Annotated in this window: 16 protein-coding genes; 12 read left to right on the forward strand and 4 right to left on the reverse strand. The window is 34.7% G+C overall.

Annotated features, from left to right (window positions below; genetic code table 11):
- Positions 1 to 13: 13 nt before the first annotated feature.
- Positions 14 to 118, forward strand: coding sequence for a hypothetical protein (locus tag NST98_RS17370; protein ID WP_445684063.1), 105 nt, complete (start codon positions 14 to 16; stop codon positions 116 to 118).
- A gap of 350 nt (positions 119 to 468) precedes the next feature.
- Here NST98_RS17370 and NST98_RS16060 read toward each other — a convergent pair whose 3' ends face one another.
- On the reverse strand, positions 469 to 753 hold the full coding sequence (locus tag NST98_RS16060) for an amphi-Trp domain-containing protein (RefSeq protein WP_340709450.1): 285 nt from the start codon (positions 751 to 753) through the stop codon (positions 469 to 471).
- 117 nt (positions 754 to 870) lie between these two features.
- Positions 871 to 1,344: a hypothetical protein gene (locus NST98_RS16065; protein WP_340709449.1), complete on the reverse strand. Its 474-nt coding sequence runs from the start codon at positions 1,342 to 1,344 to the stop codon at positions 871 to 873.
- Between the two features lie 418 nt (positions 1,345 to 1,762).
- Here NST98_RS16065 and NST98_RS16070 point away from each other — a divergent pair, with 418 nt between their 5' ends.
- The 6 genes from NST98_RS16070 to NST98_RS16095 all read left to right on the forward strand — a co-directional run bounded on the left by NST98_RS16070 (position 1,763) and on the right by NST98_RS16095 (position 9,706).
- Positions 1,763 to 2,209 carry an Hsp20/alpha crystallin family protein gene (locus NST98_RS16070; protein ID WP_016839601.1) on the forward strand — a complete coding sequence of 149 codons (447 nt, stop codon included), beginning with the start codon at positions 1,763 to 1,765 and terminating at the stop codon, positions 2,207 to 2,209.
- Positions 2,210 to 2,717: 508 nt separating this feature from the next.
- Positions 2,718 to 4,025, forward strand: coding sequence for an S-layer homology domain-containing protein (locus tag NST98_RS16075; RefSeq protein ID WP_340715755.1), 1,308 nt, complete (start codon positions 2,718 to 2,720; stop codon positions 4,023 to 4,025).
- A 292-nt stretch (positions 4,026 to 4,317) separates the two neighbouring features.
- Positions 4,318 to 4,977: an S-layer homology domain-containing protein gene (locus NST98_RS16080; protein ID WP_340715546.1), complete on the forward strand. Its 660-nt coding sequence runs from the start codon at positions 4,318 to 4,320 to the stop codon at positions 4,975 to 4,977.
- A 161-nt stretch (positions 4,978 to 5,138) separates the two neighbouring features.
- On the forward strand, positions 5,139 to 6,335 hold the full coding sequence (locus NST98_RS16085) for a CAP and S-layer homology domain-containing protein (RefSeq protein WP_340715547.1): 1,197 nt from the start codon (positions 5,139 to 5,141) through the stop codon (positions 6,333 to 6,335).
- Positions 6,336 to 6,569: 234 nt separating this feature from the next.
- Positions 6,570 to 7,520, forward strand: coding sequence for a C40 family peptidase (locus NST98_RS16090; RefSeq protein ID WP_340715548.1), 951 nt, complete (start codon positions 6,570 to 6,572; stop codon positions 7,518 to 7,520).
- A gap of 224 nt (positions 7,521 to 7,744) precedes the next feature.
- Entirely contained in the window at positions 7,745 to 9,706 is a 1,962-nt protein-coding gene (locus tag NST98_RS16095) for an N-acetylmuramoyl-L-alanine amidase (protein WP_340715549.1), read from the forward strand.
- Positions 9,707 to 9,885: 179 nt separating this feature from the next.
- Here NST98_RS16095 and NST98_RS16100 read toward each other — a convergent pair whose 3' ends face one another.
- Positions 9,886 to 10,092, reverse strand: a complete 207-nt coding sequence (locus NST98_RS16100) for a hypothetical protein (protein ID WP_340715550.1) — start codon at positions 10,090 to 10,092, stop codon at positions 9,886 to 9,888.
- A gap of 4 nt (positions 10,093 to 10,096) precedes the next feature.
- Positions 10,097 to 11,221, reverse strand: coding sequence for an IS4 family transposase (locus tag NST98_RS16105; RefSeq protein WP_340715551.1), 1,125 nt, complete (start codon positions 11,219 to 11,221; stop codon positions 10,097 to 10,099).
- Between the two features lie 257 nt (positions 11,222 to 11,478).
- Between NST98_RS16105 and NST98_RS16110 the strand changes: the two genes are divergently transcribed.
- The 5 genes from NST98_RS16110 (at position 11,479) to NST98_RS16130 (ending at position 18,654) form a co-directional block, all read left to right on the forward strand.
- Complete coding sequence (locus tag NST98_RS16110) at positions 11,479 to 12,390, forward strand: C40 family peptidase (RefSeq protein WP_339289123.1); 912 nt, start codon at positions 11,479 to 11,481, stop codon at positions 12,388 to 12,390.
- 296 nt (positions 12,391 to 12,686) lie between these two features.
- Positions 12,687 to 14,144 (forward strand): N-acetylmuramoyl-L-alanine amidase, encoded by a 1,458-nt coding sequence (locus tag NST98_RS16115; protein ID WP_168412348.1) that lies wholly within the window; start codon positions 12,687 to 12,689, stop codon positions 14,142 to 14,144.
- Positions 14,145 to 14,326: 182 nt separating this feature from the next.
- Positions 14,327 to 15,751 (forward strand): MBOAT family O-acyltransferase, encoded by a 1,425-nt coding sequence (locus NST98_RS16120; protein WP_168412347.1) that lies wholly within the window; start codon positions 14,327 to 14,329, stop codon positions 15,749 to 15,751.
- Positions 15,752 to 15,796: 45 nt separating this feature from the next.
- On the forward strand, positions 15,797 to 16,975 hold the full coding sequence (locus NST98_RS16125) for a DHHW family protein (RefSeq protein WP_016837953.1): 1,179 nt from the start codon (positions 15,797 to 15,799) through the stop codon (positions 16,973 to 16,975).
- Between the two features lie 392 nt (positions 16,976 to 17,367).
- Positions 17,368 to 18,654, forward strand: coding sequence for an oligosaccharide repeat unit polymerase (locus tag NST98_RS16130; RefSeq protein WP_168412345.1), 1,287 nt, complete (start codon positions 17,368 to 17,370; stop codon positions 18,652 to 18,654).
- The last annotated feature ends 413 nt before the right edge of the window (positions 18,655 to 19,067 follow it).

The following is a 19,067-nucleotide window of genomic DNA, read 5'->3' on the forward strand; positions in this document are numbered from 1 at the left end:
GTACATTATCAATATAGTAGTTTTTGTTTTGCAGGGGGGTCATCACAATGAGAAGGAACTACTTGCATCTTGCTATACGGAGTCATTGAAACTGACAAAGGAATATGGATGCGTATAGAATGCCTTTTCGGTTATTTCATCAGGAATTTTTGATTATCCAAAATGGGAAGCGTTAGAAATAGCCATAACTAAAATCCAATAATTTTTACAGGAATAAAATGTAGATTTTGTTTACATCACAATTTTTGATGAGGAAATGGTGCGAACTAGTAAAGAACTGCTCAGGGATATATGACTTCTCGTCAATCCTTACTTTTTTAAAGAAATAAAAGGGGAATCCCCTTAAGCATCAGGAATTCCCCTCATTAGCTAATATGATTATCCAAATATAATATGAAACATTTATTTTAAACCTCGGCCAAGCATTGCGAAAATTGAAACCGCTTTCGAAAAAGTTTACCAATACAATCATTCAATGGTCATTTTATTCTCAACCATGAAATTTGGAGACCATTCGAATTCAATTTCAAATTCGTGTTTGTCGCCTTTTACCGTGTACTTATAATCGACTTTCAATTGATTTCTTGGATACACTTCGATTTGTTCTGTTCCTTGTACGAAAGTGAATTTTCCTTCTTTTTTCAACTTTTGTGCAATTTTCTCAAGCATTGTTGCAAAATCTTGGACATTTTGCACTTCCTTATGTTTAATAAGCACTTGTGTGAAAGGTTTTTCTTGATTTGTACGTTCCATTGTAATCGCCTCCTTTATCTCTTACTTCCATTGTAACACGACCTTAGATGTAAAAATAATTTTCCGCATGCAAAAAAGCTAGAAAGTACTCATCGTGAATACTTTCTAGCCTATTTTTTATTCAGCAACAAATTCTTGTTTCATTTTGATTAAACCATATACGTAGAAGAAAATGCTAAATGTCACGATAGTAAGAATCACAAATAATACCGCTTTCCCTGATTCTCCCGTCCAACGATAAAATAAACGGTAACTGTAATAAATAAAGATTACCATCATCGCTAATGAAGCTAACCAACCGATAAATGGAATAAATGACACCACAAATAACACAGCATAAATAATCATCCAAGTTAATGCATCTTTTTTCACTTCTTCTGGAGTCGTTTTCTTTGATCCAAAAGCGAAGAGTAAATATGCATTTACTAAAGGAATCCATGCTAAAAATGCAAGATCTTCAGGACCATTTGTTTTTGCTGTAAAAAAGTAAATAAGTGCAGTAATTACATAGCAAATCACAGCGAGAATTAATAGTACAAAGAATCCCCCAATAAGACCAACAATATAGCTCTCATCAAAATTCGGAGACATCCTACACCTCCTTTCCAAAGATAGGAATCTTTCTTAGGAAAATCAATGTATTATATGTATCCATTTGAATGAAATAACCCAACTTCTCAAGAAAATGAATCAATCTGCTTAAAAAGCTTACTTCACAAATTACTTTTTTCTTAAATATTATTTCTTTAAAAAGTAAAAAGTCTAAACTTTAAAACGCAGAAATAAAATTCCTCATAAAAAATAAAGCACATTCTGTTTCTTTGAGAATAAAATATTACAGAAATGCGGAGAATTTTTGATGAAACCGTAATAAATGTATGTCAAAAGTATGATAAAAATATGATAAATTTCCTTCAATTTACAAAATGCTCAAATGAAAATGCAAAAAAAGGATAAAATAAAGATGTAACAAGTACTTGTACAAAATTATAAATAGGGAGGAATTGAGATGTTCGATTTAAGACCGTTCAGAAGAAGAAATGATGATTTATTTGAACGTTTCAAAAGTGCCTTTGATGATATGTTTAATCAAGATTTCCTACCTGCATTCGGCAATGACTTCAAATCACTCCGCACAGATATTACAGAAACGAAAGATGCCTACATTGTACAAGCTGACTTGCCTGGTTTTTCAAAAGATGACATTCAAATTGATATAGAAAATAACTATTTAACAATTCGTGCGAAACGAGATGATCGCTTAGAAGAACGAGATGAAAAAGATCGTATTATCCGTAAAGAACGTCATTTCGGTGAATTTTACCGTTCATTCTATGTAAACGATATTGATCAAGACAGAATCGAAGCAGAATTAGAAAATGGGGTATTAAAAATTACACTGCCAAAAATTTCACCGGATGATGAGAGTCCTTCAAGACGTATACAAATTAAATAAAAATGAATGGGGCTATGACGTATTGTCATAGCTCTTTTTCTTACTTTTTGTCTTAAATGAAATTACAATTTCTTGTTATTTTCGATAAATATTTTTCATGAAATTCAACTTATTCATTGTTCTTTTTTTCTATAAGTGATAGACTAAAATTGTATATAGGATTATTTCCTCTATAGCAATAAATTACTTTTCCCGCTAGGAAATACCAGGTTGGTAGCCCAAAAGAAAAAGCACAAACTAAGAAAGTTTGTGCTTTTTCTTTTTTTCTTCAAAAAAGGAAATGTATCAAAAAAATAACAAAATGTTCTTAGCTCTATTGAATAAAAATAATATTCGAGCTAGATAAAAAAATGATATTTTATGGATATTTATACTAATATTTAGCAACTAAATATTACCTTTGACGAAAATAAATAATATTAATATACTAGATTTTGTTGATAGAAATCAGCATCGTTTTACAAAGAAAATGATAAAAAAACGATATTTTCTTGGAGGGTAGTAGTTGATGAATTATAAAAAATTTTTCGCATCGGCAGCTACGGCGACATTAGTAGCTTCTGCAATCGTTCCAGCTGTATCAGCGGCAACTTTTACTGATGTAGAAGATAATACTCATAAAGAAGCAATCGATGCTTTAGCAGAAATGGGAATCGTAAAAGGATACAAAGATGGTACATACAAACCGAATAACACATTAACACGTGGAAATGTGGTAAAAATGTTAGGTCGCTGGCTTGAAGAACAAGGCAAAGAAATACCAGAAGATTGGGATACAGTACAACGCTTCAAGGATTTGCCAGTGGACTTTGCAGACGAAGAGTTAGTAAAATACGCAGCTTTAGTAAAAGATCATGGCGTATTTCTTGGTTCAGATAACAAATTAATGCACATGAAAAATATGGACCGTTCACAAATGGCTTTAACTTTAAATCGTGTATATGAAGCATTGTTTGGTGTATCATTAATCGAATTAGCTGAAGAGATTGATGATGTAATAGTAGTGGACATGGATGAAGTTTATAACGATAACAATAGAAAAGAAGCAGTGCAAGCGTTGCGTGACTTAGGAATTTCGATTGTTGAAAAATTCAGACCGAACGAAACAGTAACACGCGGACAATTTGCTTCATTCTTATATCGCACAATTCAAGTTTCTGAACAAGATGAATTGAAAGTTGTGTCAGTGAATGCCACTACAGCTTCAACGATTGAAGTAATATTTAATGAACCAATTAATAATACACAAGAAAACCTACAACAAGTAAAAGTGATTGCAAAAGAAGATGCAACAACACCTGATTCATTAACATTTACCTTAAGTGAAGATGGAAAAACGTTAACAATCACAAATCAAACGTTGTTCAATGGTGAATATGAAGTTGTAATCGAACCGAAAAAAGTAAAAGGTACAAGAGAAAACCAATTCGTTTCTGAATTTAAGAAAACTGTAAAATTTGAAGAAATCACAAATGAAGCGCCTACAGTAATTTCAGCTAAGTTTAATAAAACAACAAAAGAACTTGAAATTACTTATTCTGAAGAAATCAAATTATTAAATGACGAAACAGTAATATTTGACTTTGAAGTGTTAGTCAATGACGATTCATTAACTACTCCAATAAAAATTGATGCCAACAAGGGTGACGAAGAAAGCGAAAAAGCTACTAAAGTCATCGTGAAACTAGAAGATTTAGTTATCGAAGCAGATGACACAATTTCTTTACAGCTATTAGAAGAGTCAGATATTAAAGACTTAACAGATAAAAAAATTGAAGTAACAGAAGTTATTCCTGTTGAAATGGTTGAAGAATAATTTTATTTCATCAACTACTTAGAACTTTTAAGTAATAAAGACTCAATTGTAATTTTGCTAATAAGTATTAGTCATAGGCTACCAACCAACAACTAATACTTAAACTTCATAGATGGACATAGCAGGGAAAGTCCAAATAGAGGGGCCGAATGGAGACAAATGGTTTTCTGTTCGGTCCATTGTGTTATCGAAAAAAACTCCCAATTATCCTTCTATCAATAGTTATTATAGAAACCTACCATAATTTGGGTTACAATGGTTGAAGAGAGTAGGATAGGGGGAAAATATCCACATGAAACTATGGAAATTTTGGATATCCGTTGTCATCTTTGGTATCGTAGCTGCAATTTACATTCCAACTTCAGCCAATGCAGCGGAGAATCCTTTTATTGATGTATCTGTTAAAGATGCCCATTATGAATCGATTGTAACCCTTATTAACGAAGGTATCGTTGAAGGGACGAGTGCGACAACATATGAACCTTATAAACAAGCAACAAGACAAGAAGCGGCTTTATTTATTGCCAAGGCATTACATTTAGATACAGTGAACGTGGCAGATCCTGGATTTATTGATGTACCTAAAGCAAGCAAATACTATGGTGCTATTGCTGCGCTGAGCCAAAAAGGAATCATACAAGGCTATCAAGATGGCACATTTCGTCCATCTAATACGTTAAAACGTTCGCAAATTGCAAAAATGGTAACATTAGGTTTTGGCTTGCAAGTATCGAATAATACAACGACACCATTTAAAGATGTCAATGTCATCAATGATCTGGAAACGAGACAATATATTCAAACGTTGATTGATTATCAAATTACAACAGGCACAACTCCTGAAACATTTAGTCCTTTTTCTCCACTAACTCGAGGGCAATTGGCAACTTTTATTAAAAGAGCTCTTGAAGCAACGGATGGACTAGGCTTCCAAGTCATTAGCGTTGAATAATATTTCAAAGTAAAGCATTATCTTGGGACTTTTGCTCGAGATAATGCTTTTTAAATGATTACCTAACTTTATTGAAGATATTAATAGAAAATTTATCTGATACCTTTGATGTTGAGAACGTAATTCTTTTTTATCAAAACATATTTCTCTATTAACAAATCATGAACTTTTTGAAAATAAAAGGTAATTATTATAAAAATAGAGAATACATAAAAAAAGGTAGTTATTTTAGTTTTATTGAAGTGGAGAGAGAATATATGAAACGTAACACAATCATAATAACCGCCGCTATCATATTGTTTTTAAATGGGGGTTTTTTACATAATAGAGTTCATGCAATGGTTGGAGAAGAGAGTGTTAATTCAACAGAAATGCAAACTCCCTTTCAAGATATAAGCAGTTCTTTTTGGGCTGCAACACCAATTTTGACACTAAAGGAAAAAGGATACATGGATGGTTATCAAGATGGCACCTTTAAACCGAATCAGTATGCAACTCGAGCGGAAGCGGCTAGTGTTATAGCGAGATCGTTAGAAATTCCCCTCGAAACGGATTTTGAATTAAACGCAAAAGATTTATCACCCAGCCATCAATATTATCAAGAAATCTGCAAGCTCGCAGAACTAGGGATTGTTCAAAATAGTGAGCATTTTCGTCCGGAAGAACCGCTAAGAAGAGCACAAATCGCTAAAATGTTGGCTCTTAGTTATGGTGTTCAAGTGGACCATGTGAATAAAACTTCATTTAAAGATTACAAAAAGGATTACTGGGCTAGAGATTATATAGAATCGCTAGCAGATGTAGGAATCATCGAAGGTACAACACCTACTACTTTTTCACCTAATCAGTATGTAACAAGAGCACAGTTGGCAGTTCTCGTTTATAGAGGCATTGAATTTCAAAATAAAATAAAATCTTATCAGTTAGCTTATGACTATTTGTCGAAACACTATATTTCTACGGTCAATAGTGCAGTGAATTGGACAAATGAAGTGATTGATTTAGTAAATGAAGAACGTAAAAAAGTTGGAGTCCCTCCTTTGAAACAAGATTTAGCACTCACTCAATTGGCGATTATTAAGGCACAGGATATGATACAGAGAAAATATTTTGATCATTTCTCTCCTTATTACGGGCATCCTTGGGATATGGCGACACTCTTTGACTATGAATTTACGAGATTTGGTGAAAATATTGCACGTAATTTTGATCAACCAAAAGATGTTGTTAATGCATGGATGGCTTCAGAAAAGCACAGGGAAAATATGTTGAAAGAAAATTATACGAATATAGGCGTGGGAATAAAGTCAGATTCTCAAGGAAACTATTATTGGGTTCAATTATTTTCTAGCAAATAACTGTAATAAACTAGTATCTTTTATTACAGGAATGTTACAATACCTGTTATATAATTTCATAATTTTTCTATTAGAAGTGCCGAATTTCCTTTAAAGGTAAGGATTTCGGCATTTTCTGTTATATAGCAAAAAAGTTACACAATTGAAAAATTACTAGAGTCCAATCTATGATAGTCTATTAACTGTGAGTATATAGTAACGGATTTAGCAATGTTCGAAAGGGGCCGAGTGTTCGTGAAAAAGAAATGGTTGTTGACGATTTTTACATCGTTCTTACTTGTATCAGGTTTCGGTGCAAACAGCACAGCACAAGCAGCAACAGTGGATGAATTAACAAATACAGCGAAGCAATACATAGGAGCGCCATATAAATATGGTGGGACGAATATTAAAACGGGGATCGATTGTTCAGGATATACAAGATATGTATTTTCCCAATTAGGCATTTCATTAAAGCGCACTTCCAAAGAACAATACACACAAGGCACAGCTGTCTCCAAAAACGATTTACAACCTGGAGATTTGGTATTTTTCAATACTTCAGGCAAAGGAGTTTCCCACGTCGGAATTTATTTGGGGGATAACAAGTTCATTTCCGCTACTACATCTGGCGGAGTGGAAATCGATAGTCTAAACGATCCGTACTACTGGGGCTCCCGTTATGTTGGTGCAAGACGTGTTGCGGAATTTACAACTGAAGATGTGGAAAAAATTCAAGCTGAACAAGCAAAAGTGGAAGTAAAAGAAGCTGCAATCGATTTTAGCATTGTTGTATCCCGCGGTGAAGCTGCAATCCGACTTGCTGAAGCATTAAACTTAGATACAACTGATCAAAATTCACCATTTATTGATGTGAAGCCAGAATCTAAATATGCTGGTGCAACAACGGCCTTAAATAAATTAAATATCTTTACTGGAGATTCAAATGGAAAATTTAACCCAGGTTCACCGATTACTCGTGGTCAATTAGCAAAAGCATTAGTGATAGCGTATGGTTTAGAATTAAAAGGTGAGCCAGCAACATTTGCTGATGTTTCTAAAGAACATTGGGCATACGAATATGTAGCTATTTTAGCTTCCAATGGCATTGCGACTGGTAGAGAAGACGGAACATTTGGAGTAGACGAATACGCAACTTTCGAACACTTGGATACTTTCATTGAACGTATTAAAAATGCACAATAATCCATATTAGCTACCAACTTTTCTTGTAGGAAATTAAATAAATTTATAAGTAGAGAGGTTTAACGAACCTCTCTTTTTTTATCATTAAGCGAGAACTTCTTCATTCCAGAATCGTTAATAGATTATATAAGGATAAATTTAGGGAAACAGGTAGAAAAGACTGATGAATGAAAATAATTCTTTTGATAGAATAAAATTACTATCTTAGAAGGGTGGGAAATGTATTGTCTTTAAAAAAAATAAGTTTATTAATAGGTTTTATACTTTGTTTATCTTTATTCAATATACATACAACTAGTGCAAAAGTTCAGTTTGTCGATGTTCCACCATCTTATGATGCCTATGAAGAAATCCAATATTTAATTAACTTAGGTGCTATTAAAGGGTATGAAACGGAAAATGGAACATATTATAAACCACATCAACCAGTTACGAGAGGACAAGCTGCCAAAATGGTAGTCATTTCTTCTGGGTTGCAACCGTTGAAAGTAAAACAATCTTCTTTTAAAGATGTACAAACAGGGACAGAACTTTCAGGTTATGTGGAAAGAGCAGTAAAAGAAGGATATTTTTCAGCTTTTAAAAATGGAGAATTTGGTCCTTACGTTAACTTAACTCGCCAAGAAATGGCGAAAGTTTTAGCAACTGCCTTTCAATTAGATGTGGAGAAGTACGCAAACTTAACGGTACCTTTTAAAGATATCAGTCCGAAACATCCTTATTACAAATACATTTCTGCAATTTATTACAACGGTATTACGAAAGGGAGTCCTTCCGGTAAAGAACGCGTATTTATGCCGGAATCTTCCGTTACACGTGGACAATTTGCTTCCTTTATTGCCCGAGCAAAAGAGGAAAAATATCGATTAGAATTACCAGTGCAAGGCGTACAAGTTCCGAATGAAAAAGATGCTATTGGAACAGTGGCGGCGACAGTTGATTACTTAAATGTCCGCACTTCAACCGATACATCAACAAACGCTAATCGAATTGGCCAAATCAATAAAGGAACTAAACTCCCTTTATTTGAAATTCAACCTGGTTGGTTTAAAGTGATGTATAAAGATCAATATGCCTATATTTCAAGAGATTACGCTCAAGTAGTGGATGAGGCTGGACAACCTCTCGGAAAAGTGCAGAAACATGTGATTGCAGTTGGAAAAGTGAACGTTTATAAATCTAGCAATACCAATTCAAAAGTGATAGGTTCTTTTAACGCTGACGAGCAAATACCGGTTTATAAAACAGTAGGTGATTGGTATTTAACAGAAAAGGACGGGGTTCCTGGATACGTTCAAGCTTCTGCTACGAAACAACCGGTTGTGGAGAAGCCTGTTGATCCACCTGTAAAAGATCCAGTAGAAACGCCGCCTGTGAAAGATCCTGTAGATAAAGACCCAGTTGTTGAAACACCTACTTATACGACTAACACAATTGGTCGTGTTACAACGAATGCATTAAATATTCGAGAGAAAGCAGACGCTACTTCTAATTCTCTTGGAACATTAAATAAAGGAGAAATAGTGGCTGTTCATTCGATTAGTGGGAACTGGGCAAATATTACAACGAAAAATGGCACGAAAGGCTATGTGCATAAAACGTATTTAAAACTTATCAATCAAAAAGGTAGTCCAGTAAAAGATCGCGTGATTATTATTGATGCGGGGCACGGTGGTAAAGATCCAGGTGCAGCAAGTAACGGAGCGGTGGAAAAGGAAATAACTTTAAAAGTTGCAACAGTTGTGAAAAATAAATTAGAAGCAGATGGTGCAAAAGTTATTATGACTAGAACGGGAGATACGTACCCGACGTTAGAAGATCGTGTGAAAATTGCGCTTAATAATTACGCGGAAGTGTTTGTGAGTATACACGTAAACTCTGCTTCAAATGAGAGTGCAAAAGGTACAGAAACGTACTATAGCGTTGCGGGTAACGTGAATATTGAAGAAGATGAAACATTGGCAAAAGCCATTAACGATCAAATTGTGAAAAATGCAGATATGAAAGATCGTGGTGTGAAAAAACAAGATTACTATGTAATTCGCAATATGATTCTTCCTTCCGTGTTAGTAGAATTAGGATTTATTACAAATCCTGAAGACCGTGCAAAATTGACAGATCATGAATATGTCGAAATCTTTGGTGATTCAATTTATAAAGGAATCGTAGAGTATTATCAAAAATAATAATTGGGCTTGCGTTAGAAATACATGAAAGCGAATTGAGAAAAACGATGTGTTTTCCAATTCGCTTTTTTATATTTCTAGACAACCGTATTATTTGGAATTCAACCCTTATTTTTAATAAAAATCCAACATTATCCTGTATTTTTTCCGGTTAGTATCAAATAAATATTACACCCATATTACAAATGATACTCATAAATAACAATTTTCTCTTTAATGATAAATTTTTCTTTTTTAATCGATTTCACTACCGTCGCATAAATGATGTCTGAATTTTCAGTTTTATTTTTTCTGGACTTTAGAGAAAAAACGAAAACACCTAAGCGAGGGTAGTAAACATCCATTTTTTTACTATAACCTATGACTTGTGCAACAACGACTGGCAAACCTTTATGGGACGCCGTTTCCTTCGATTTTTCGTAACCAAATGTGAGCGGATTTCCACAAAGAAGCCTTTAAATAGCGACTAATTTGTAAGTAACTGCGTTCGCTATTTGTGTTCAACTGAGCTAAAACATTCAGACAGTACACTATCATGGCTACGTACACTTGATTATGCACAGCTTGTTCACTGTGACCAAAAAACTTTTTAATGTTCAGATGTTGTTTCATCCATTTGAAAAAAAGTTCGATTGCCCAACGTGATTGGTAGATTTCTGCAATTTCATCTGCGTCAATGTCAAACCGATTTGTCAGTAAATGAAGCTCATTTCCTTTTGTATCATGCAATTTGAGTAAGCGAAACACGTTTTCAGAACGATTTTGTGGTGTTCCAATGACAACCATTTCATCAGAGAATACGGGTGAATCTTCTGGTAACGAAAAGGATTCTAACACTCGGACAACAGCGTTTTTACGCAAACGGGTCACAAAGAAATAGCCATCTTCCGTCATTTGATCAAAGCGCCCATAATCCAAGTAACCACGATCAAACACGTACATGCATTCTTTGTCATCCACGAATACTTCTAGTTGACCACGATCATGTTCGTTGGCATTCGTGAGTACGGCTTGATCTGGATAGGAGAGTCCTTTTTCCATAAAAACAAGTCGTAAGTGAAGCTTTACTCCTGATTTTGTTTTTCGAAACTCTGCCCACTTATGATTGGTCAAATTAAGCGGTAATGTACTCGAATCAATGATTTTTAGTGGCGTTGTCAGCTTTCTTCGCTTTTGAAAATGTGTTTTCTCATGAATTTGAGCCACTAAATCAAGAAAAATCGATTGAAAGAAAACCGTTGGAATGGCGTTGATTCGTCTCCCTAACTGTGAAAAACTAATCGATTCCAATCCCGTTGCTCGTTGTAATTCTTCTAAAAAGACAGCGTCACTCAACGCCCGTAAACTCTCGGTTTCATGGAGTTGGGCATACAAAAGCAGTTTCATAAATGAAGCCATATAAAGCTTCTTGGTATAGTGATTTAATTGATGTGTTTTCACTAGGTCGTCAAATAATGGACGATTAATCGGTGAAAACCATTGTTCAAATGATGTTTTTCGTGTAAACTTATCCATGGTTTTATCCTTTGTATTGGATTTGGATGGTTTACTACCACCCAACCATTATAAAGGATTTTTTTGTGTTTGGATTATATTTCAGAAAATTCGGTTTATTTGAAGGTGTTAAATTATTTTAATGCGACGCTAGTGAATCGATTTATTTCTGCAATAACGAAATATAAAACGTTACATAAATGAAAAATCACAGGGACAGGATTTATGGTAGGCTCGAAATAGATTGCGAACAGAGGAAATTGAAGGAGGAATTGACAGTGAAAAAAAAGTGGTTAATTCCAGTATTTGCATCATTCATGATTTTTACATCTCCTTTGATTGATGCAGAAGCTGCAACACCACAAGAATTGGTTTCAACAGCTAAACAATACATAGGCGTACCGTATGCTTGGGGCGGCACTACATCGAGTGGATTTGATTGCTCTGGATTCACGCAAAAAGTATTTGCTGATTTAGGATACCCATTAAATCGAACATCTGCTGGACAATTTGCTCAAGGGACAGCCGTTTCAAAACAACATTTACAAATTGGAGATTTAGTATTCTTTAATACATCAGGACAAGGTGTTTCCCATGTAGGGATTTATATAGGAAACAATCAATTTATTAACGCTTCTTCAAGTAAAGGGGTAAGCATTGCTTCATTGGATAATAGCTACTGGAAAAATCGCTATGTTGGTGCAAAACGAGTAATCGATTTTTCGAAGCAACAAGCTTCTGAAGTGAAAAATGCATCGGTTGATTTGGGCTTTTATGCCTCTCGCGGGAAAGTAGCTCTTCGATTGGCAGAAGGACTAGGGCTTGATACTTCCGATACGAACTCTCCATTTATCGATGTAAAGTCGACAGATTATGTAGCAGGAGCCGCAACAGCCCTAAATAAATTGAGAATTTTTGAAGGGAATGAGCAAGGAAAATTCAATCCGAATTCCCCAATTACTCGCGCACAAATGGCGAAGGTTCTAACAGTTGCCTTCAATTTAAAACCAACTGGAAAAAACACTGTGCAATTCCGGGATGTGGATCAAAATCATTGGGCATATGACTATATTACAATTTTAGCTCAACATGGTATTACGATTGGAAAAGGAAATGGCTTATATGGACCGAATGACTATGTGACACTTACACAGTTAGAGACTTTTATACAGCGTGCGGTTAGTAAATAATTTTTGAGTGGTTCTGCATTGCTAGAAAAGAGAAGAACTTTAATTGGTTTTGAAATTCTTCTCTTTTATTGAAGCAGTGCAGAAATTTGTTTATTAAGGAATTTTTTTAAGAAATATTGTGCAATAAAGAAGAAATAGACCGCTAAATCGAGAGGAAATTCTTATGAAAAAATACTAATAATCTATTTTTTATTCCAAAAAAATGGAGTGATTGCTTTAAATTTCATCAAAAAAATGTTATCAATGGTAATAGTGGATAACATTTTGGACTAATTGGAGGGAGGAATACAAAAGGAATGTCTTTGAAAAAAACGAGTATTCTATTTTCATTTTTAGCCATTGCAATATTTGCTATATTCAGTTCAGAGGCATATGCAAGCCAGAGATTTGCAGACGTCCCTTCAACCCACGAAGCATTTCATCAAATCAACTATTTGGAAGATAGGGGCATCATTGAAGGGTATTCAGAAAATGGGACACGAGTGTTCAAATTATATCAACATGTTACCCGTGGACAAGCTGCAAAAATGGTTGTATTAGGTGCAGGTTATAAACCATTGAAAGTAACACAATCTTCCTTTATCGACATTGATCCAAAAACAGAACCGGAATTGTCTGGATATGTTGAAAGGGCAATGAGTCTAGGTTTATTTAACGAGGTACCGGATAAACGATTTAAACCGCACACACCACTTACTCGAGGAGAAATGAGTAAAGTTGTGGCAACTGCTTTCAAATTAGATTTAGAAGAATATGCTTCTTATCCATCACCATTCTGCGATATTACTTCGGATCATCCGTATTTTAAATATATTAATGCCCTATACTACAATGGTATTTCTCAAGGAAGTAAAGGAAAATTTAACCCAGATAGTTATTTAACAAGAATGCAATTTTCTTTATTTGTTGCGCGGGCAATGGATAAGCAATTCCGTTTAACCGTAAAACCTGTCAACGCTCAAAATCCATGCCAACATCAAACAGCTCCAGAAAAAACAGATACGATTGGTCGAGCAACAGTAAATAATTTAAATGTTAGAAGTGAAGCGAATGATCGTTCCGAGATAATTGGGAAATTGAATCGTGGAGATGAAATATATGTCATTTCAATTGATGGTTGGTGGGCGAAAGTAAACTACCAAGGTTCTATTGGATATGTACATAAAACCTATTTAAAATTGTTAAGCCAAAGCGGTTCTAAAGTTAAAAATCGCATTATTGTCCTTGACCCTGGCCATGGTGGAAAAGATCCGGGCACAGTAAAAGGGAAATACGCAGAAAAACGCATAGCCTTAGCTGTTGCCAATGTTGTGAAGCGGAAGTTAGAAAATGATGGTGCAATTGTTTATATGACGCGCGAAGGAGATACATATCCTACATTGCAAGATCGAGTAGATTTTGCTCATAAACACTATGCCGAAATGTTCGTCAGCATTCATGTAAATTCAGCGTCAAGTTCTAGCGCTAAAGGAACGGAAACTTATTATAGTATTTCAGCGAATGATAACGAATTAGAAGATCGCGCTCTTGCAACCAATATTAATAATGAAATTGTAAAGCAAGCGAATATGCAAAATCGAGGAGTAAAACGAGCTGACTATTATGTAATTCGACATTCCGTCTTTCCTTCTGTATTAGTAGAATTAGGTTTTATCACAAATAACGAGGACCTTTCAAAACTTGTAAATAGCAATTATCAACAAGTATTTGGAAACGCTATTTATCAAGGAATCGTTCATTATTATAGTAATTAAAGATCAGCAGGAATTTTCTTGCTGATTTTTTCTTTAAACACCAACCTATATAATTAAAGATAGCACTGATGAAGACTTTAGTTTACAATGAACAAAGTAGAGATTTTTGACATAAGTCAATAGGTTATGACGAATTTCAACGAAAAAACTAAACACTATTTTATAAGTATTGGGGTAATACCATGGTTTTCAGTAGTTTAGTGTTTTTATATTTATTTTTACCTTTGATAATCATTGCATATTTCTTATTCCCAAAAAGTTTTCGCAACATATTGTTATTGATTGCGAGCTTGATTTTCTATGCGTGGGGGGAACCTAGGTACGTCTTTTTAATGCTCATCTCCATACTGGTGAATTATGTGATGGGGATTGTCATTGATCAGACGCCACCTTCAGCTAAGAAGAAGCGTTTGTTGATTCTGACGCTTGTTATCAATATTGCGATTTTAGGTTATTACAAATATGCGGGCTTTTTCATTGGGATATGGGAAGATTTATTCCATGTAGACATTGCATTTGAGGAAGTTCCTCTTCCGATTGGAATCTCTTTCTACACGTTCCAAGCGATGAGCTACATTATTGACGTATACAGACAAGAAGTAAAAGCCCAGCGAAATTTAATTGATTTATCTCTATTTATTTCTTTATTCCCTCAGCTTGTGGCGGGTCCAATTGTACGTTATCAAACGATTGCTGATCAAATTAAGCACAGAATTATACAAAATGAAGATGTAATGATTGGTACTCGCAGGTTTATTCAAGGGTTAGCGAAAAAGGTGTTAATCGCCAATCCAATGGGCGCTGTTGCAGACCAATGTTTCGCACTCTCAGGTGATAGCTTAACGACAGGGACAGCTTGGATTGGAATCATTGCTTATACGCTACAAATTTATTTTGATTTCTCTGGATACAGCGATATGGCCATTGGATTAGCTCGCATTTTTGGATTTAAGTTTTTGGAAAACTTCAATTATCCATATATTAGTCAAACGATAACAGAATTTTGGCGCAGATGGCATATTTCGTTAAGCCATTGGTTTAGAGATTATGTCTACTTCCCGTTAGGTGGAAGCCGCGTCGATGCCCAGTGGAAAGTGTATCGAAATTTATTAGTCGTATGGACATTAACAGGATTTTGGCACGGTGCCAGCTGGACATTCATGGCTTGGGGATTTTATTACGGAGTATTAATTTGCTTAGAAAAGTGGTTTTTATTGAAATGGTTAAACAAAATTCCAAGAGTGTTCCGCCATGTATATGTTTTACTGATTGTTATGGTCGGTTGGGTATTTTTCCGTGCAGATGATTTTGCTTATTCTTTTGAGTACATTCAAACAATGTTCTTTTTAAATGATGTTCCCTTGTATGATTATCAAACATTGTTGTTTTTGAATGATTATGCGATTTATTTTGCACTTGGAATCATCTTCTCAATGCCGATTTATCAATTGTATTTAAAATGGAGTGAACAAAAGGCCGAGGAAAACAGCGGTTATTATATTTCACTACAACTCGTACAGACAGTGTATTATTTAATCATTGTTGCGATTGTTACAATGTTTTTAGTGAATTCAACACATAATCCGTTCATTTATTTCAGATTCTAATTGATTGCAAGCTTGTTTAGTAATGCATAGATGCTAGGTGATAAGATGAAAAAATTAGAATTGCTGTTGCCCATTAGTTTCTTCATCGTCATATTTGGCATGTTCGTCTGGCATGCCTTCATTCCGGATCAGAAAGTTTCTGAAATGGAAAACCGCAATTTGACGGTGCTAAATAAACAGCCAACAATGGAACAAATCTTTTCGGGCGAATATTCGAAACATCTTGAGGAGTATTTTACAGATCAGTTTCCAAAGCGAGACGATTGGCTAAAAAATTATATTTTATTACAAAAATTTACTGGGAAAGTCTATTTTAATGATAAGTATTATGTGGAAGAAGATGGTTGGATTGCTGCTAAACCAGTAGTGGAAATGGAAGATGAATCGGTTAGAAATTTCGTCAATGAATTAACGGACATTTCCAAAGAATTGACAGCAGCGGGCATACCTTTTACTTATTATTCTTTTCCTGCAAAAGCCACATATATTTTGAAAGCTCCTGACTATATGCCAGAGGATGTTGGACAAGTAAGAAATCAAAAAGTCCATGAATTATTGAAGGAACAAAATGTAGATGAAGTTCGTTTAATAGATTACATAGACAATACAATTTCGGTCGAAGAAATGTATTTTAAAACAGATCATCATTGGACGATGAGAGGAGCATATGCGGCTTATGAAGCATTGATTCGAACGTTAAACGAAAGAATGGACTGGGCTCTATCCCCAATGCCATATGATGAAAACAACAATGTATGTCTGAAAAATGAATTTTTAGGTTCTTGGAATAAAATTTTGGCGATGACGGTAGAGCATGATGATCAAATTTGTTACAATGAGCCAATTGATTTTTCAGAGATTTTAACGATTTATGAGAGAACGGCTACGAGAGAATTTCAAGTGGATGTAGAGCAAATTTATGGAGTGGCAAAGGGGTTTGACGAATCACGGCCAGTCAACTATAGCGAGGGATATAGTCGCGACTTTTTAGAATTGAATATTTTTAATGAAAAACCTCAAGTGGACAAGCATCTTGTAGTGATTAAAGATTCTTATTTTAATCCAATTCAATTTCATGTGGCTTCTCATTTCCGTCAGTTGACGGTGATTGATTTACGCTATTTTGATAAGCCGCTAATTGAATATTTGTTGGAAATTCAACCAGATTACGTTGTTTTAGCGTATAATGACCGAAATATGAATGTTTATCTAAAAAATGAATAAATTTTGCATCGTTTGCTTTTCATAATTGTTTCAAGCTCAGCCATACTGAAATTAGAAAGTTAGAAGAGAAAATGTTGTGGCAGACAGGAATTATTATTTAAACATAATAACTTCCTATTTGCCATATTTTATCTCAACTCATTAGTATTACCAAGTGCCTCTATCGAAAATACATTTGCGAATCGATTTTATCTAATGTAAAATGCATGAATGTGGATGAGGGACTAGTGAGCTATCTGAAATTGTTAATGCATTGAAATCTACTTATTTTTTGATAGAAATGAATCAAGCACTTTATTGTGCTATAATAGCCTTTGATTTGTCGAAAAAAATACATAATGAAGAGAGGGAAATGAAGAGCATCCAATTGCAATCGATGTTCGCAATGGTTTATGAAAGATAGGATAAAAGCAACCGTAAAGAATATAAATAAAATAGATACTTTTTCGCCATATTTCTTTTTACCTTTTATTTTAATGGCTTATTTTGTCATTAGTTTATTTGACTTCTGGCGATTTGATTTATTTAATGTTAGAAAATCGATTTGGCCGGCAGTCATTTTGTCCGTTCTTTGTTATTACATAGGTGTATATATTGCTGACCGAAGAAATTGGACATTGCCAACGTTTGGGCTGTCTAAGTTAAGTAAATTTATTGTTCATTTTATTGTCATCTTAACTACAATCGGTTTAGTGGCGTACGTATTGATGATTGCCCAAGGAATGATCGGGCTTTCTGATGAATCTGTTCGTCGAAATTTAGACCCGAAATTAAATTTCTTCAGCCATTTATTATGGTACGGGGTATTGTTGCTCCTTTCTTATAAAATGATTAAAGAAAAAAACATGACAATGAAAAAAGCATTCGTTTATGCTGGGTTATATGGTGTAGTGATGTTCCTATTTTTATTAATGGGATATAGAACACCATTAGCGTTAATGTTATTTACAGGCTTTATCGTATTCCATTATGTGGTGAAGCGAGTTAAGCTCACTTGGTTCCTTACGTTTCTTACAGTTGTTGCAATATCATTTGCTTTATTCGGATTTTTCCGAGTTGTAATGGAAGATACATCACAAGAATTTAATACGCGAGAACAACCAGATCGCGAGCATTTAGAGGAAGATGAATTAGAGAAGTTATTAACTGCTGAAGACAGAGTAAATGCGACACCAAAATGGATTTTAGCTTTAAATGGTGAAATGGTTACAGGTCATATTGTGTTAAGTAAAATTATTGAGTATACCGAAGAAGAAGGGTATCTCGGTGGAGAAATCCATAAAGGCATTTTTAGTACAGTATTACCAGGTGAACAAATTTCACCTCGTATGCAAGTAACTGAAGTAGTGAACTCCTTAAGCGTTGAAGAAGGGAAGTATATTACTCGTCCTGGTAGAACGACAACCCCAACATTCATTGGACAATTGTATTTAGATGGCGGCTATATACTTGTAATTATTGGCTTCTTGCTTTATGGTGCACTTGTATCAATGCTTTATAATAAGGTGAAACAAGCAGGCGTAAAAAGCTTCCACACAATTGCATACGCTTTTGTATTAACTTTATTTACCGTAACCATTCATACAGGGTTACTAGATTTAATTTTCATCTTAATGCTAGGCTTCGTAATCCTTGCTTCAGCAATTAGCAAGACTGATAAGGATCGGGTAATGTTATAGCTTTAGGTAGTTTTTGGACGAATAGATTTATACTCGTGTTTTGAGTGTATTGACACCTTTTGAATGAAGCGATTCATTCAAAGGGTGTTTTTTAATTGCACGGATTGTTGGTTGGATTAGCTGACAAGATAAGGGTAGGGATTATATGCAGCATGAGGAGCTATCCGCACGAGTAACGTGATAATTTGCAAAAGTAGGGAGTTAATGCGAACGAGTTAGGAGATTATCTGCACAAGTAGGGAGTTTATTCGAACGAGTTAGGAGATTATCTGCACAAGTAGGGAGTTTATTCGAACGAGTTAGGAGATTATCTGCACAAGTAGGGAGTTTATTCGAACGAGTTAGGAGATTATCTGCACAAGTAGGGAGTTTATTCGAACGAGTAGGGGATTATCTGCACAAGTAGGGAGTTT

Origin of the sequence: Ureibacillus sp. FSL W8-0352 (genome assembly GCF_038004345.1) — a bacterium.
Taxonomy (GTDB): Bacteria; Bacillota; Bacilli; order Bacillales_A; family Planococcaceae; genus Ureibacillus; species Ureibacillus thermosphaericus.

What these genes read in the sequence shown, in the direction of transcription:
- NST98_RS16060 (WP_340709450.1), bottom strand. Translation starts at nt 753, where the DNA reads ATGGAACGTACAAATCAAGAAAAACCTTTCACACAAGTGCTTATTAAA.
- NST98_RS16065 (WP_340709449.1), bottom strand. Translation starts at nt 1,344, where the DNA reads ATGTCTCCGAATTTTGATGAGAGCTATATTGTTGGTCTTATTGGGGGA.
- NST98_RS16070 (WP_016839601.1), top strand. Translation starts at nt 1,763, where the DNA reads ATGTTCGATTTAAGACCGTTCAGAAGAAGAAATGATGATTTATTTGAA.
- NST98_RS16075 (WP_340715755.1), top strand. Translation starts at nt 2,718, where the DNA reads ATGAATTATAAAAAATTTTTCGCATCGGCAGCTACGGCGACATTAGTA.
- NST98_RS16080 (WP_340715546.1), top strand. Translation starts at nt 4,318, where the DNA reads ATGAAACTATGGAAATTTTGGATATCCGTTGTCATCTTTGGTATCGTA.
- NST98_RS16085 (WP_340715547.1), top strand. Translation starts at nt 5,139, where the DNA reads ATGAACTTTTTGAAAATAAAAGGTAATTATTATAAAAATAGAGAATAC.
- NST98_RS16105 (WP_340715551.1), bottom strand. Translation starts at nt 11,221, where the DNA reads ATGGATAAGTTTACACGAAAAACATCATTTGAACAATGGTTTTCACCG.
- NST98_RS16115 (WP_168412348.1), top strand. Translation starts at nt 12,687, where the DNA reads ATGTCTTTGAAAAAAACGAGTATTCTATTTTCATTTTTAGCCATTGCA.
- NST98_RS16120 (WP_168412347.1), top strand. Translation starts at nt 14,327, where the DNA reads ATGGTTTTCAGTAGTTTAGTGTTTTTATATTTATTTTTACCTTTGATA.
- NST98_RS16125 (WP_016837953.1), top strand. Translation starts at nt 15,797, where the DNA reads ATGAAAAAATTAGAATTGCTGTTGCCCATTAGTTTCTTCATCGTCATA.
- NST98_RS16130 (WP_168412345.1), top strand. Translation starts at nt 17,368, where the DNA reads ATGAAAGATAGGATAAAAGCAACCGTAAAGAATATAAATAAAATAGAT.